The sequence below is a fragment of the Streptomyces sp. NBC_00989 genome (assembly GCF_045162655.1).
In the GTDB taxonomy this organism is placed as follows: domain Bacteria; phylum Actinomycetota; class Actinomycetes; order Streptomycetales; family Streptomycetaceae; genus Streptomyces.
In genome coordinates, this window is sequence record NZ_CP108728.1 from 3115868 (window position 1) to 3131321 (window position 15454).

At 71.8% G+C, this 15454-nt stretch carries 12 protein-coding genes; 9 read left to right on the forward strand and 3 right to left on the reverse strand.

Translation table 11 applies throughout. The features are described from left to right. Window positions 1–153: 153 nt before the first annotated feature. The 9 genes from OG714_RS13555 (at window position 154) to OG714_RS13595 (ending at window position 12768) form a co-directional block, all read left to right on the forward strand. The gene (locus OG714_RS13555) at window positions 154–303 is read left to right on the forward strand and encodes a YxD-tail cyclophane-containing RiPP peptide (protein WP_406120860.1); all 150 of its coding nucleotides are present in this window, start codon (window positions 154–156) and stop codon (window positions 301–303) included. Between the two features lie 5 nt (window positions 304–308). Continuing rightward, window positions 309–1514 (forward strand): FxsB family cyclophane-forming radical SAM/SPASM peptide maturase, encoded by a 1206-nt coding sequence (locus tag OG714_RS13560; protein ID WP_406131811.1) that lies wholly within the window; start codon window positions 309–311, stop codon window positions 1512–1514. 78 nt (window positions 1515–1592) lie between these two features. Next, a complete protein-coding gene (locus tag OG714_RS13565; RefSeq protein WP_406120861.1) occupies window positions 1593–1964 on the forward strand; it encodes a CU044_2847 family protein in 372 nt (123 codons plus the stop codon). Then, complete coding sequence (locus OG714_RS13570; protein WP_406120863.1) at window positions 1961–2902, forward strand: AAA family ATPase; 942 nt, start codon at window positions 1961–1963, stop codon at window positions 2900–2902. The genes OG714_RS13565 and OG714_RS13570 overlap by 4 nt, the downstream gene beginning before the upstream one ends. Then, the gene (locus tag OG714_RS13575) at window positions 2899–4812 is read left to right on the forward strand and encodes a magnesium chelatase (RefSeq protein WP_406120865.1); all 1914 of its coding nucleotides are present in this window, start codon (window positions 2899–2901) and stop codon (window positions 4810–4812) included. Before OG714_RS13570 ends, OG714_RS13575 begins: the two co-directional genes overlap by 4 nt. A 122-nt stretch (window positions 4813–4934) precedes the next feature. After that, window positions 4935–6236 carry a CHAT domain-containing protein gene (locus tag OG714_RS13580; protein ID WP_406120866.1) on the forward strand — a complete coding sequence of 434 codons (1302 nt, stop codon included), beginning with the start codon at window positions 4935–4937 and terminating at the stop codon, window positions 6234–6236. Beyond that, a complete protein-coding gene (fxsT, locus tag OG714_RS13585; RefSeq protein WP_406120868.1) occupies window positions 6233–9565 on the forward strand; it encodes an FxSxx-COOH system tetratricopeptide repeat protein in 3333 nt (1110 codons plus the stop codon). Before OG714_RS13580 ends, fxsT begins: the two co-directional genes overlap by 4 nt. A 177-nt stretch (window positions 9566–9742) precedes the next feature. Continuing rightward, the gene (locus OG714_RS13590; RefSeq protein WP_406120870.1) at window positions 9743–10585 is read left to right on the forward strand and encodes a dolichyl-phosphate beta-glucosyltransferase; all 843 of its coding nucleotides are present in this window, start codon (window positions 9743–9745) and stop codon (window positions 10583–10585) included. Continuing rightward, complete coding sequence (locus OG714_RS13595; protein ID WP_406120872.1) at window positions 10582–12768, forward strand: ArnT family glycosyltransferase; 2187 nt, start codon at window positions 10582–10584, stop codon at window positions 12766–12768. The genes OG714_RS13590 and OG714_RS13595 overlap by 4 nt, the downstream gene beginning before the upstream one ends. A gap of 105 nt (window positions 12769–12873) precedes the next feature. Here OG714_RS13595 and OG714_RS13600 read toward each other — a convergent pair whose 3' ends face one another. From OG714_RS13600 to OG714_RS13610, 3 genes are read right to left on the reverse strand one after another with little or no spacing between them, the layout of a single operon-like run. Continuing rightward, window positions 12874–13611 (reverse strand): FAD:protein FMN transferase, encoded by a 738-nt coding sequence (locus OG714_RS13600; protein WP_406120874.1) that lies wholly within the window; start codon window positions 13609–13611, stop codon window positions 12874–12876. Window position 13612: 1 nt separating this feature from the next. After that, window positions 13613–14077, reverse strand: coding sequence for an FMN-binding protein (locus OG714_RS13605; RefSeq protein ID WP_406120876.1), 465 nt, complete (start codon window positions 14075–14077; stop codon window positions 13613–13615). A 10-nt stretch (window positions 14078–14087) separates the two neighbouring features. Beyond that, entirely contained in the window at window positions 14088–15425 is a 1338-nt protein-coding gene (locus OG714_RS13610; protein ID WP_406131813.1) for a ferric reductase-like transmembrane domain-containing protein, read from the reverse strand. Window positions 15426–15454 lie beyond the last annotated feature (29 nt).

Sequence of the window (15454 nt, forward strand, 5' to 3'; positions counted from 1 at the left end):
CACCCGCAACGGGAGTCGCCGGGGTCCCAGGGCGCTAGCATGGCCGAGTTCCGTAGCCCAAGGGGGACTTCGGCCTTCCTGGAGAGGTAGAACGTGCGGGGAAGAGAAGGGGACGGCCCCTCCAGGCTGGGAGAGCGGGGGCCGGGTGGCGTGTTGCCCGACTTCGCGGATCTGGATCTGAAGGCCCTGTCCCGTCAGTCATCGCATCCGGTGCTCGCCGCGGTGGCCAGTGGCCTGCTGCCCCGGATGCTGCGCGGCGAACCCGCGATGGCCTTCTACGAGGACGGCCCGTACCAACTGTGACCGCCCTGTGGCCCCTTGAGAAACTCGACGTCGCGGCCTTACGGCGGTCCGGGTTACGGGCCGTGCCCTTCCGGCAGTTCGTCCTCAAGGTCAACGGCCGCTGCAACCTCGCCTGTAGCTACTGCTACGTCTACGAGGGCGCCGACAGCAGCTGGCGGGACCGCCCCAACCGGGTCTCCCCCGCCGTCGTGCGACGCACGGCGACCCGGATCGCCGAGCACGCGGCGACCCACCAACTCACCTCCCTCCAGATCAATTTGCACGGCGGCGAACCATTGCTGGCGGGGGTGTCGAACCTCGTCGCCCAGGTCAGCGAGGTGCGTGAGGCGGTCCGCGCCCGCTGTGGCCGAAGCTGCACTGTTGACGCCTCCGTGCAGACCAACGGCACCCTGCTCACCGAGGACGCGGTGGACCAGCTCGCCGACGCGGGCGTACGGGTCGGGGTGAGCCTGGACGGCGGCACCGCCGCACTGAACCGGCGCCGGGTGGACCACGCGGGCCGCTCCTCGTGGGCGAGGACCGCGGCCGGGCTTCAGGTGCTGCGCGGCCGTCCGGAGGCGTACGCCGGGATCCTCAGCGTGATCGACCCGGACTCCGATCCCGCCGAGGTCTACACGTCGTTGGCGGCGTTCGAGCCCCCCTCGATGGACCTGCTGCTGCCGCACGCCAACCATGCGTTCCCGCCCGCCGCGAAGGGCCCGCATCCTTACGGCGACTGGCTCGTCCGGCTCTTCGACCTGTGGTTCGACGCGGGTGAACGGGCCGTGCCGATCCGGCTGTTCCACGAGATCATCGCCCTGCTGCTCGGCGTGCCCTGCCGTGCCGAGGCGGTGGGGAACGCACCCGTGGTCGCCGTCGTCGTCGACACCGACGGCACCATCGAGCAGGTCGACTCGCTGAAGACCGCCTATGCCGGAGCCCCCGCGACCGGGTGCGACGTCTTCGGCCACTCCTTCGACGACGTCCTGGACCATCCGGGCGTGGTGGCACGGCAGTTGGGCACCGACGCGCTCTCCCCCACCTGCCTCACCTGTCCGCTCGCGGAGGTGTGCGGGGGCGGCAACTACGCGCACCGCTACCGCCCGGTCGAGGGATTCCGCAATCCGTCGGTGTACTGCGCCGACCTGCACCTCCTCATCCCGCACATCGCGCGCCGGGTGCGCAGCGCGGCCGACGCCGACTTCCCGCGGGGACCGATCAACGCCCTTTGACCACAGGGCTGTTGATGGGGCGCCAGAATTGGGGAAGGTAAGGGGAGTATTCCGGCTCTCCAACGGGGGAAGTGCTGCATGGCGATCGTGACGAGGGTGGCCGCGGACGGCCAGGACCAACAGGTGCCGATCTACGTGGAGGTCGACACCGCCCCGCTGCCCGGCGGCCTGGCGGACATGTACGACGGGATCGACACCCGGGAGAACGCCGCGGAGCGGGTGCTGGCGGTGGCCCGGGACGTCTACGGCGACGGGCTGGAACTGGCCCGGAACTGCGCCCGGCAGGCGGCCGGCCGGCTCCACGACCTCGGTGAGGGGCTGACCCCCGACGAGGTGGAACTCCAGCTGTCCATCAAACTCGACGCCGAACTCGGCGCGTTCCTGGTGAAGTCGGGGGCCGAGGCACAGCTCCAGGTGACCTTCCGCTGGACACCGGGCAGCGCGTCGTGACCGGTACGGTCGAAGGCTCGGACGTGCACATCCTCCCGTACAGCCATGTGGTCGGGCAGCACGAGCTGAAGCTCGCGCTCGAACTCAACTACATCGCGCCGCGGATCGGCGGTGTCCTCATCAGCGGGCAGCGCGGCACCGCCAAGTCCACGGTGGTGCGGGCCTTCTCGCTGCTGACCGGGGGTGAGCTGCCGGTCACCCTGCCGATCAACGCGACCGACGACCGGGTGCTGGGCGGCTGGGAGCTGGACGCGCTGATGCGGGGCGAGGCGCGGACCCAGCCGGGGCTGCTGGAGGAGGCCGGCGAGAAAGGGATGCTGTACATCGACGAGGTCAACCTGCTGGACGACCACATCGTCAACATCATCCTGGACGTCGTCTCCACCGGCGTACTGTCCGTGCAGCGCGAGGCCATCGACACCGTACGGAACATCGCGTTCGGTCTGGTCGGCACGATGAACCCCGAAGAGGGCGGCCTGCGGCCGCAGTTGCTCGACCGGTTCGGTCTGATGGTCGCCGTGTCCGAGCTGGACCAGGAGCAGCGCCGGGCCATGGTGCTGGCCGTGCTCCGCTTCGACGACGCGGCCGGCACGGACTCCCCCTGGCTGGCCGAAGGCCTCGACCGGGACCGGGAGTTGCGCGAGCGGCTCGACCGGGCCCGGGACTCCGTGCAGGACGTGCGCCTCAGCGAGGACATCGCGAAGCTGTGCGCCGATGTCGCCACCCGGCTGCGGGCGGTGGGCCATCGCGGCGAGGTCGTCACCGCGTGGGCCGCCCGCGCGCTGGCCGCCTTCGAGGAGGCGGACGCCGTGACCGCCGACCACGTACGCCGGGTGGTCCCGCTGTCCCTGCGGCACCGGCGGCCCGAGGCGGCGCACGGCGGTCCGGTCGAGTGGACGGCGGAGGAGTCGGAGCTGCTCGACGGGCTGCTGGGATGAGCGCGCCCGCCGACGGCCGCCCGGTCGGACCCCGCCAGCGCCTGTTACAGGTCCTGGCCTGCTCCGCGCTGGGCCCCGGCCTCGACGGGGTGCTCCTGTTCGACCTGGAGCCGGAGATGGTCGCCCCGGTGACCGACGCGTTCGCCGGCCTGCTCCAGCTCCACGAGCAGCGTCCCGTACGGCGGACGACGCTCGGCTCGGTCACCGGTGACGACGAACTGTGGCTGCGCCCGACGCTGCGCCACGACGGCAACGGCGTCAACTTCTCTTTGGCACCGGGCCCGTTGGTGGACAACGCGCCCGACTCGGCGATGATCGTCGTGGTCCCCGACCTGGTCCGCCTCAGCCTGCCGGGCATGCGGGCGGCCGTACAACTGCTGGGCGCGGACGTGGCCGCGGTCGAGCGGTCCGGTTTCCGGGCCCGCTGGCGCCCGCGCGCCCGCTGGCTGGCCGCCTGCCAGGAGGCGGAGATCGGCCGCCTGTCCCCCCACCTGCTGGACCGCTTCCCGATCCGCCTCAACGCGGCCGGTCTACGGCGGACCAGCAGCGGTCCCGACCGGGTGCTCGACGCGCTCGACGGACGTGAACCCGAGCCGGGTCTCGGCGAGTTGCCGCCCTCCTGGCGCAGCGCGCTCGCGGCCCGGACGCGTCCCGCGTGCACGCTGACCGAGGACGCGGCGGCGCACGCCGTGGGCCTGTTCCGCGGGGACACGAGCGGTCGCCGGGCGATCGGACTGGCGCGTCTCGCCCGCGTACTGGCGATGGTGAACGGCGCCGACACCTGCGGCCCCGACCGGGTCGACGAGGCCGCCCGCCTCCTGGGCGTGGCCGCGCCCCCGGCGACTCCGGCGGGCAACGGCCGTTCCACGAACGGCACTTCCCTCGCCACCGGGGACGGCACCGACGGCAGGCCGCCACCGCCCGAGCAGCCGAAAGCGGACGCGGTGCCCGAGGACACCGGCACGGCGGGTCAGCCGGGCGGCGCGATGGCGCTTCCGGCCGGAGCCGCCGAGGCCCTGGACGCCTTCACGGCCGACACGGGAGAGGAGCGGGGCTCGCCGTTCCCCGAGGACGACGCGCGGTTCCTGCGGGAGTTCGCGCCGTTGCGCATCCCCTGGCAACGGCGTCCGGAGCCCAGTTCCGCGCGGGGTCCGGTGATCGGTGTCCGGTCCGCCACCACCCTCCGGGACCTGGCCGTCGTAGCCACCGTCGTCGAGGCCGCCAAACACCAGAACCTGCCCGGGAGGCGCACGCTGCGCGCGAGCGGAGACGGCCAACTCGTCGTCCTGCCGGGCGACTTCCGCAGCTACGCACGCCTCCCCGTGGCAGAACGCATGCTGGTGCTCCTGCTGGACCACACCTGCCGACGAGGCTGGGACTGGCAACCGGCGCTGGCCCCCTACCTCCAGTGGGCCTACACGGGACGCGCCTCGGTCTGCCTGGTGGAGGTGGGCAGCAAGGACGCGGCCCACGAGCTGCGGGCCGACCACTTCATCGCCCGCAGCGTCCTGGACCCCCGCGTCGGAGGCGCCCTGCACCGCCGCCCCGGCCGCAGCAGCCCCCTGGCCCACGGCCTCACCCTCACCGACCAGCTCCTGCGCCGGGCCTTCCAACAACGTTCCAACCTGGTCGAGGCCTGGCTGGTGGTCGTCTCCGACGGCCGGGGCAACGTCCCCCTCGACGCCAGCGCGGGCGGCCGCCTCCTGGGCCCGGTCCGCCGCACCGGCATCGACGACGCGATCACAGCCGCGGCCCGCATCGGCGCGATGGGCCGCATGCGCCTCCACTCGGTGGTCGTAGACGCGGCCCGCCAGCCCCACCCCGACCTCCCGTTCCTCCTGGCGGACGCACTGGGCGGCGTAACGGTGGCGGGCCGCACGACGCGGGGGGCGGTGCCCCATGCCCACTGAGCACGCGGTGCACCAACTCCCCAAAGGGGCGCGGGGCTGTGTCAATTTGCGGCTCCGCCGCGGGGCGCGACCAGCCACGACGCGCCCGCAGCCGAACGACGACCTCACGCCGGGGGTGACGAATGCCCGCTGACCTCCCAGGCCCCCGCCCCCTCGGCGGAGCCGTCCCACTGGGCCCAGGAACCCCCGCCCGCCGCCCCGCCCCCGAGCCCCTCACCGCCCCCCGCACCGCAGGCGTCCCCGAACACGTCGTAGAACCCTACGAACCCGTACCGCTGGCCGCGACCCCCGTAGACCCCAACGCCCAACTCCCCGTCGGATTCGCCAAGTTGGCAGTGAACAGGGCCTACGACGAGCGAGGCCAAGAGGTGTTCTGGCTGACAGGCCACAGCGGCGACCTGGAACTGTCCCTCGACTCGGACGACACCCGCCTGCGCCCGACCGGACTGGCGCTCAGCAACCTCCGTCCAGACGGCTTCCCACCCACCGAGATCTTCCGCGCGGTAGCCGAATGGTCCGGCCACCAGGAGGACGTGGTGCGCTGGATCAACGAACTGCGCGCCCGCTTCGGCACCGAACTGCACCTCGTCATCTGGGACGACACCGACTACGACATCCCGTGGGAGATGCTGCGCCTGACCGGCGGCCGGGACCACGGCGTGGACGACGGGATCCTGGGCGCGCTGGTGACCGTCGTGCGCTGGACCACCATCCGCGAGGCCGGCCGCACCCCGTTCAACGAACCCGCGGTCTGCTCCGGCCATGTGCTGGGCTACTACGCGGAGGAGATGCGCCGCGACGCCACGGTGTTCGAGAACTTCGAGCACATCGGCCACTTCGGCACCACCCGCACCTTCCTCACCGAACTCGCCCGCCCGGGCCTCGGCGCCGGCCTCGTCTACATGGGCTGTCACGCCACGCACGGCCCGAACCTCTACAAGCTCAAGCTCGGCACGGTCACCTGGAACGAACTCAACGGCCTGGACATGTCCGCGCTGGACGGCCGCCGCACCCTGGTGTGCCTGAACGCCTGCCACTCCGCCCGGTTCGTGAACAACCGGCCGCTCGGCGAGAACGCCCTGCGCGGCTTCGCCGAACTCTTCCTCCGCAAGGGAGCCGGCGGCTGCATCGCCACCTCCGGCAAGGTCGGCGACGACGTGGCGCACACCCTGATCCGCGATCTCGTCGGACGGCTCTGCGCCGACCCCGAACTCCCGGTGGCCCGCGCCCTGCGCGACTTCCGGGCCGCGGCCGTGGCCCGGCTGCCCGATCCGCTGCCGTTCGTCTACGGTGACGACGACGCGTTCGACGCCGAGGGCCAGCGGCAGATTCTGCCGATCCTCTACAGCTTCATGTTCCTCTATTTCGGACACCCCTTGACCACGCTCCGGCTCAGCGTCCGTGCGCAGGAGGCGAGGACATGAGCGGCGATCCCGCTGCGTTGATGATCGAGCCCCTCGTGGGCTGGCCCCGCAAGGCCCAGGCAGGGCAGAGCTATCTCGTCACCGTCGACCTCAACGGCCCGGCGGCGCCCGAGGACTGGCCCTACGACGAGGAGGAGTTCGACTTCGGCGTCGCCCTGGACGGCTCCCGCCGGTTCGTGTGCGAGGCGCTGAACGAACCCAGCGTCGTCCTGCACCGCTTCGGCGGCACCTACGGCCCGGCCCGCTTCGTGATCAAGGCGAGCCGGGCACCGGGACCGGGCACGATCTGGCTGACCATCAGCAACCGCTGGGGCGTCCCGGTCCGTACCGTCGAGCTGCCCACCGAGATCGTCGCGGACGCCGTCGTAGGGCAGGGGCATGTCGTCGTGCCCGCGCTGAACGGCGCGACCGCCACCCTCCCGGCCGAGCACACCGTCCCCGGGCAGCGCGTCGGACGGCGTGCGGTGTCCGGCGTCTGGTCGCCGCACCACATCACGATCAGCTACGCCGGCACCGACCGCGCCTGGGCCGTGTGGACGGCGCGGCAGCTGGAGCGGCACGGCTGCCAGACGTTCCTGCTGCGCTGGGACCCGCCGCCCGGGGTGCCGCTGGCCCGGCTGCTGACCGATCTCCTCACCGCCCCCGGCCGGGTGCTGCTCCTGCTCGACGAGGAGTATCTGCGGCTCGGCCAGCGCACCGAGCTCGAATGGGGGGAGGCGCTGGGCCCGGTGGTCGCCGCCGACCCCGACCGGTTCGCCGCCGTGGACCTCTCCGCGCGCACGCTCCCCGCGGCGACTGCCGTACTGGGCCCGGTGAGTCTGCGGGAGCTGGACCCGGCCGAGGCGCTGCGCCGGCTGCTGACCACCCTCGATCTGCAGGACGTCCGGCCGGAACCCGAGGACGAGTCCGTCGCCCCCCGCTTCCCGGACGCGCCGCCCGCGGTGTGGAACGTGCCGCGCCGCAACTTCCGCTTCACCGGCCGCGACACGGTCCTGGAGGAACTCCGCGCCCTCTTCGAGAACGGCCCGCCGACCGGCGCCCGGGTGGCCCTGCGCGGCATCTCGGGCGTCGGCAAGAGCCAGATCGCCATCGAGTACGCGCACCGGTTCGCCAACGAGTACGACGTGGTCTGGTGGATCAGCGCGAGCTTCCGGGCCACGGCCCGCCAGCAGTTCGCCGACCTCGCCGAACCGCTGGGCCTCGCCGACAGCAGCGCGCTGCCCGAGCGGGTCCGCGCGGTCCGCGAGGCCCTGCGCACCGGCCGCCCGCACCGCCGCTGGCTGCTCGTCCTCGACAGCGCCGACGACCTGGAACAGGTCTACGACCTTCTTCCCGAGGCCGGCGGCCATGTCGCGGTGACGACCGTGACGCAGGGCTGGACGGCGTCCGGCGGGGTCGCGGAGGTCCAGGTGGAGCGCTTCACCCGGGCGGAGAGCATCAGTTACGCCCGCCGGCACGTGGAGCGGCTCACCGAGGAGGAGGCCGACCAACTCGCCGACGCCGTCGAGGACTTCCCGCTGCTGCTGGCCCAGACGGCGGCCTGGCTGGACGCCAACCGGATGTCGGCGGCCGAGTACATCGGGCTGCTGCGCCGGGGCGACGCCGACGAGATCGGCATCCAGACCCTGCCGGACTACCCGATCGGCTTCCAGACCACCTGGGCCCTCACGCTGGACTCGCTGGCGCGGGACAACCCCGAGGCGACCGAACTCCTGCGCCTGTTCGCGATGTTCTCCCCCGGCTCGATCCCCGTACGCCAGCTCCAGCGGTCCCGCCCCGGCGACCTGCCCACGCTGCTGGCCGACCTGGCCGCCGACCCGGCCCGCTGGCTCGGTGCGCTGCGCCGCCTCTCGGAGTCGACCGCCGTACGGATGGACTACGTTCAGCCCTCCGACAGCGTCGGCTATGTGGACAGCGTGGAGATGCACCGCCTCTACCACCGCTTCCTGCGCCGCACCCTGACCCCCGGCGAACGCGACGAACTCTCCGCTGTCGCCTGCCGGGTGCTGGTCTCGGCCGACCCCCGCTCACCGTCCGAGGTCGCCAACTGGCCTGTCTACGCCGAGCTGTTGCCGCATCTGCACCCCTCGGGCGCCCTGGAGAGCTCCGAGGACCCGGTGCGCGACCTCGTGCTCAACTGCATCGAGTATCTGCGGCTGCGCGACGAGGAGAGCACCGGGCTCACCCTGTGCGAACAGGTGCTGGCCCGCTGGCGGATCAGGCTCGCGCCCACCCACCCGTCGATGCTGGTCCTCGTCCACCAGCACGCCAACATGCTGCGCCGCTGCGGCCGTTACCGCGAGGCGGAAGCCGTGGGCCGGTCCGTCGTCGAGCAACTCGCCGAGGAGCGCCCCTCCGACGACCTCGAACTCCTGCGGGCCGAGACGGGCCTCGGCGGTTCCCTGATGGCGCTCGGCCTCTTCAAGGAGGCCCACCAGCTCTTCGAACAGGTCTGGCGGGCCTACGACGTCCTCGACGGACCTCAGGCCCCCCGCACCCAGGCCTGCCTCAACAACCTCGGCGTCGCCCTCGGCCTCCTCGGCCGCTACCAGGAGGCGGCCGACGTGCACGCCCAACTCCTGGTCCTACGGCGGGAGTCGTTCGGTTCGGACCATCAGTCGACCCTGCTCAGCGGTCTCACCTACGCCCGCTCGCTGCGTCTGCTGGGCCGCCACCAGGACGCCACCGCGCTCCAGGAGGCCAACTCCCTGCTGCACCGCCAGACCATGGGCGACCATCATCCGCAGACCCTGGCCGCCCAGCACAACCAGGCGCTGTGCCTGCGGCGTTCGGGCGACGTGCCGACCGCCGCCGACCTGCTGCGCAGCCTGGTCGAGCGGTGCCGGAACCTCCAGGGCGTCCGGCATCCGATGACCCTGATGGTCCAGGCCGACCACGCCTCCTTCCTGCGCTCGCACGGTGACCTCACCGAGTCCGCCGAGCTGACGGACGCGGTGGCCGACGGCTACCGGCATCTCCTCGGCGACGATCACCCGTACACGGTGGGCGTCCTGGGCAACCGCGGTCTGCTGCTGTGGCTCGGCGGCGACCGGGCCGCCGGGGCCCGGCTGATCGAGCAGGCGCTGCGGGGCATGACGAACGCCGTGGGCGCCGACCATCCGTGGACCCTGGGCTGCGCCCTGAACGCGGCGGCGGTCCGCCGGCTGTCCGGACGGCCCGACGAGGCGGCCGAACTGCGCCGGGAGACCCTGCTGCGGGCCCGCGACGCCGTCGGCCCCGACCATCCGCTCGTACGGGCCTGTGAGGACGGGCCGGTGACGGGAGCGGAGGAACCACCCGACTGGGACTTCGAGCCGCAGCCCATCTGAGGCCCGTCCGGAGTCCCTCGAAAAACCGGTCCGCACCCCGTCCGAACTGCCGTTCCGGGCCCCGGCATTGGGGTCCGGCCTGAGGGTCCTGTGCACAGCCTGTGAGTCCGCTGATTCTCATCGGTCGTTCAGTGAAGGCTCAGTGACCGCACAGACAGCACCCGGATCGTCACCGTCATGAACGAACAGAACGCGGGAGGCGTCCGGCAGCGCTCGGTCGAGATCGTGGTGCCGGTGTACAACGAGGCGCACGTCCTCGCCGGCAGCATCGGCCGTCTCCACGCATACCTCGAAACGTCCTTCCCGTTCCCGTTCACGATCACCGTGGCGGACAACGCGAGCACCGACTCCACCTGGCAGGCGGCGCTCGACCTCACCCAGCGGCTGCCGCACGTGCACGCCGTGCACCTCGACGCCAAGGGCCGGGGCCGCGCCCTGAAGCACGTGTGGAGCCGCTCCGAGGCAGACGTGGTCGCGTACATGGACGTCGACCTCTCCACCGGCCTCGCAGGCTTCCTGCCCCTGGTCGCCCCGCTCCTGTCCGGCCACAGCGACGTGGCCATCGGCAGCCGGCTGCACCGGCAGTCGGCGGTCCGGCGCGGTGCCAAGCGCGAGTTCATCTCCCGCTCCTACAACCTTCTCCTCAAGGCAGGCCTCGCGGCCCGCTTCTCGGACGCGCAGTGCGGCTTCAAGGCCGTCCGCACCGAGGTGTTCCGGGCGCTCGCCCCGCACATCGAGGACACCGCCTGGTTCTTCGACACCGAACTGCTGGTCCTCGCCCAGCGCAACAGGCTCCGTATCCACGAGGTCCCGGTCGACTGGATCGACGACCCCGACAGCCGCGTCGACATCGTCCGCACCGCCCTCGACGACCTCAAGGGCATGCGCCGGATGTTCAAGCAGACCGTCACCGGCCGCGCCCGCATCGCCGCCGTACCCCGCCGCACCCGCACCACCACCCCTGTCCTGCCCGTCGGGGCGCCCGCCTCTTCCGCGGAACACCTGGAGTACGCGTCATGACGACCCTCGCCCCGCCCCCCAGCCAGGAAGGCACCCGCCGCACGCACCGGGCGGGCCCGCCCGCCGACGGTGGCCTCAACGCCCGTGCCAGAAGGCTCTTCACGGGCCCGGAGGACGACCCACGCTGGGCCCGCCCGGCCCTGTGGGGCATCCTCCTCCTCGCCACGGCGCTCTACGCGTGGAACCTGACCTCGATCACCGGCAACACCTTCTACGACGCGGCCGTCTACAGCGGCACCAAGAGCTGGAAGGCGTTCTTCTTCGGCGCGCTCGACTCCGGCAGCTTCATCACGGTCGACAAACCACCCTTCGCCCTCTGGGTGATGGGCCTGTCCGCCCGCGTATTCGGTTACGGCACCTGGCAGTTGATGCTGCCGATGGTCGCGGCCGGCACCGGCTCGGTCGGCATCCTGTACCGGCAGGTCAAGCGGGACTTCGGCGCGGTCGCGGGCACCATCTCGGCGGTGGTCCTCACCCTCACCCCGATCACGGTCGCCATCACCCGGGACACCAACCCGGACCCGATCCTCGTCCTGCTGATGATGCTCGGCGCCGCGGCCCTCATGAAGGCCGTCCGCAACGGGAAGCTGATGCCGCTGGTGTGGTCGGCGGTCGCGATCGGCTTCGCGTTCAACACCAAGATGATGCAGGCGTACGTCGTCCTGCCGGTGTTCTTCCTCGTCTACCTCTGGGCGACGAACGTCTCCCTCGGCAAGCGCGTCCGCAACCTCGCCGTCGCCACCGTCGCGCTGATCGTCTCCAGCGCCTGGTGGATGGTGATCGTCGACCTGATCCCCGCGTCCTCCCGCCCCTACATCGGCGGCTCCACCGACAACACGGTGTGGGACCTCGTCATCGGCTACAACGGCTTCGGCCGGATCTTCGGCGCCAGCTCCTCGGTCGGCTCGCAGGGCAACGGGGCGAGTTTCGGCGGCAGTTCGGGCCTGTACCGGATGTTCAACGAGATCATGGGCGGCCAGATCTCCTGGCTGATCCCCTTCGCGGCCATCGCGCTCGCCGGCGGTCTGGTACTGCGCGGCCGCGCTCCCCGCACGGACGCCAAGCGCGCGGCGCTGCTGCTGTGGGGCGGCTGGTTCGTCCTCCACTTCCTGACCTTCTCGCTGGCCGAGGGCACGTTCCACCCGTACTACGTCACCGCCATGGCGCCCGGTATCGCGGCCCTGGCCGGTGCGGGCGGGGTGCTGCTGTACCGCGCCTTCCGTGAGGGCTCGGCGGCCAAGTGGGCCTGGGTACTGCCGACGGCGATCGCGGCCAGCTCCGTCTGGGCGGTCGTCCTGCTCCAGCGGGTCTCCGGCTCCGGCACGGTGTACACGGTCGCGGAGATCGTGGTCGCCGTGGCGGGCGTGGCCTCCGTACTCGGCCTGCTGGTGGGCCGGTTCACCCGGCGCCACCGCCTGATGGGCTTCGCGGCACTGGCCGCGGTCGTGGCCCTGCTCGCCGGACCCGCGGCCTACTCGGTCTCGGCGGCGACCTCCTCGACCAACGGCACCAACCCGACGGCCGGTCCCAGCACCGGTGGCGGCATGGGTGGCGGCGGTGGCGGCATGGGCGGCGCCCCGAGCGGCAGTTCCAGTGGCACCAAGGGCAAGATGGGCAGCGCGCCCAGCGGTTCGGGCTCCGGTTCCGGCAAGATGGGCACACCGCCGTCCGGTACGGCTCCCTCGGGCAGCGGTTCCTCGACCGGCAGGACCGGGACGGCGGAGGCGGGCACCGAGTCGGGGTCCAAGTCCACATCCGAGTCCGGCACCCAGTCGGCCGGTGGCGGTATGGGCGGCGGTTCGCAGGTCTCGTCCGAGATGATCACGTACCTCAAGAAGCACCAGGACGGCGCTACTTGGCTGCTGGCGGTGTCCACCGACCAGACGGCGTCCTCGATCATCCTGGAGTCGGGTCAGCCCGTGATCTCCATGGGCGGCTGGTCCGGCAGCGACAACGCGATGACCCTCGCCAAGCTCAAGTCCCTGGTGAAGTCCGGCAAGTTGCACTACATCATCGTCAGCAGCGACGGCGGCCAGGGCACCAACTCCGCGATCGCGACCTGGGTCAAGGCCCACGGCACGGCGGTCAAGTCCTCGGCGTACAGCTCCAGTTCGTCTACGTCCACTTCCTCGACGAGCACGAGCAGCGGCCTGTACCGCCTGGACGCCTCCGACGTCAGCTGACCCACTCCCCGAACCACATTTCCCGACAGGAAGGGCCGCCGGTAACCCGGCGGCCCTTCCGCTTGTCGTGGGTGAAGCGGTCGTTTCCCCAAGCCCCCCAAGCCCCTAGGCCGCCACCGTCGCGACCGGGAATCCCGGCGTACGGCGGACCCGGCGCTCGGCGTCGACCGCGAACACCTCGCAGCCGGGCCGGGCGGCGGCCCAGTCGACGCCCTCCGGGCCCATCGCGAAGGCCGCGGTGGCCGTGGCGTCCGCCTCCGTGAGGGAGGTTGCCACGACGGAGATGCTGAGCAGGCCGGTCGCGGGAGTGCCGGTGCGGCCGTCGACGATGTGGTCGCCGCGCTCGTAGCGCGCGGAGGTCGCCACCCCCCCGTCGGTCAACTCCAGCACTGTGCACAGCTGGTCGGCGTATTCGGGATGCCGCACGCCCACCCGCCACGGACCGCCGGCCACGACCACGTCGCCGCCGGCGTTGAGGATGAAGCGCCGGGCGCCGGCGGCACTGAGGAGTTCCGCCGCCCGCTGCACCGACCAGCCCTTGACCACCGCGCAGGGGTCGAGGGGCCGGCCGGGCAGCCGGACGTCGAAGGCGCCGCCGGTCGCGACCCGGTACAGCTCGCAGAGGTCGAGCACCTCGGTCAAGTCGGCGCTGAGGTCCCGGAGTTGCAGCTCGCCGCGGTCGTAGCGGCAGACCTCGCTGTCCGGGCGGAACGGGCTGAAGCGGGCGTCGACCTCGCGCAGCCAGGCGAAGAGCGCGTCCGCGGTCTCCTCCCCGATGCCGATGCCCTCGTCGTCGACGCGCAACGACACCGGGAAGCCCATCACGTGCTCAACTCGCCGCATTTCAAGCGCCCTTGGCGTCGATCGCGGCCTGGAGCGACTGGACGTAGGCGTCGCTGGTGATCGTGGCGCCGGACACCGTGTCGATCTTCGAACTCTGCGCCTTGAGGGTCTCCTCGATCAGCACCGGGACGGCCGCCGTGGTCTGCGGGTGGTCCGGCTGCTGGAGCATGCTCACGGAGCTGATCTTGTCGCCCTCGAAGGTCACCCGCACCTGCACGGTGCCCTTGGAGGTGTTGATCGCGGGGCCCTGTACGACCTTCTTCGAGGACGCGGAGGGCGTCGACGAGGACCCGGACGACGAACCGGACGAGGACGAGGCCGGGGACGACGAAGTAGCCGTAGGCGTCGGTGTCGAGACCGCTTCCGTGGTCGTCGTGCTCGTCGTCGTCCCGATGGACGGCTCGTAGCGCCACACGGGGATCAACCCCGCGACGGACAGCACCAGGACAGGTATGACTCGCTTCACGATATGTCTCTCATCCCGCCAGGCTGAAGCGTTCGAAGTGGATCTGCTGCTTGGGCACGCCCATGTCGCCGAGGCTGCGCAGCACCGCGTTCATCATCGGCGGCGGTCCGCAGAGGAAGACGTCGCGGTCGGCGATGTCCGGTACGAGCCGGGCCAGTTCGCGCGGGGCGAGCTTGTCGGGGACGGGCGGGCCGGTGACCAGGTGCAGCTGGGCGCCCTTCGCCTGGGCCAGTTCGACCAACTCGTCGTAGAGGACGGCGTCGCGGTCGGTGGCGACGCGGTAGATGACGACGGCGTGGCCCTCCAGGTCCTCCAGCAGGGCTCGGATGGGGGTGACGCCGACGCCGCCCGCGATGAGCAGGGACTCCGGCTTCGTGCGGTGCAGGGTGGTGAAGGCGCCGTAGGGGCCCTCGGCGAAGACGCGGGTGCCGACCTTGAGGTGGCGCAGGGCCGCCGTGCCGTCACCGGCCGTCTTGGCGGTGAGGCGGAGGCGGGTGCCGTCGGGGGCGGCCGAGAGGGAGAAGGGGTTGGCCTGCCACCAGCGGTCCTTGGTGAGGAAGCGCCAGAGGAAGAACTGGCCTGCCTGGGCCGGGAGTTGGTGGAGGTCGCGGCCGGTGATGTAGATCGAGACGACGTTGTCGGACTCGGGGACGACCGCCTCGACCCGGAGTTGGTGGCGGAGGTTGCGCCACAGGGGGAGGATCACGCGGCCGAGGGCGACGGAGCCGAGCGCGACGCCCCACACCGCGTACCAGTACGTCGTGGCGGCGGACGACGCGGTGAACGTCGTACCGACCGCGACCTGGTGGGTGAAGGCGAGGACCACCGCGACGTAGGTGTAGAGGTGGATGAAGTGCCAGGTCTCGTAGGCGAGCCGGCGTCGTGCGTAGCGGGCCGAGGTCGCGCCGACGACGAGGATCAGGGCGAAGGCGACGAGCGCGCGCAGGATGCCCTCGGTGGTCTCGGCCAGGTCGACGACCTCGCCGACCGGGCCGGTGTCGGTGCCCTGGGCGTAGCCGAAGGCGATGAACACGAGGTGCCCGAGCAGCGTCCAGAGCAGCGCGAAGCCGGTCCAGCGGTGCCAGTTGGTGAGCCGGTCCATGCCGATCCGGCGGTCGAGCCAGGGCAGGCGGGCCACCAGCAGCAGCTGGAAGGCCATGACGAGCGCGCCGTAGAGGCCGAGGAGGCGGCCGATGACGATGAGCGCGTTGGAGGCGAATCCGGCCTGGGCGAAGAAGACGGTCACCACGGCGACGTTCGCGGCCAGCACGGCGTACAGGCCCGTGCGGGCCACCACCCTGGGGCGTATCGCCGTGGGGGGCGCAGGGGGTGATTGGACGGTCGTCACGGACGGCAGCTCCTTGATCGGGTCCTGGG

Coding starts and splice junctions, on each gene's coding strand:
- OG714_RS13565 (WP_406120861.1), top strand. CDS start 1,593: ATGGCGATCGTGACGAGGGTGGCCGCGGACGGCCAGGACCAACAGGTG.
- OG714_RS13575 (WP_406120865.1), top strand. CDS start 2,899: ATGAGCGCGCCCGCCGACGGCCGCCCGGTCGGACCCCGCCAGCGCCTG.
- OG714_RS13580 (WP_406120866.1), top strand. CDS start 4,935: ATGCCCGCTGACCTCCCAGGCCCCCGCCCCCTCGGCGGAGCCGTCCCA.
- fxsT (WP_406120868.1), top strand. CDS start 6,233: ATGAGCGGCGATCCCGCTGCGTTGATGATCGAGCCCCTCGTGGGCTGG.
- OG714_RS13590 (WP_406120870.1), top strand. CDS start 9,743: ATGAACGAACAGAACGCGGGAGGCGTCCGGCAGCGCTCGGTCGAGATC.
- OG714_RS13595 (WP_406120872.1), top strand. CDS start 10,582: ATGACGACCCTCGCCCCGCCCCCCAGCCAGGAAGGCACCCGCCGCACG.
- OG714_RS13600 (WP_406120874.1), bottom strand. CDS start 13,611: ATGCGGCGAGTTGAGCACGTGATGGGCTTCCCGGTGTCGTTGCGCGTC.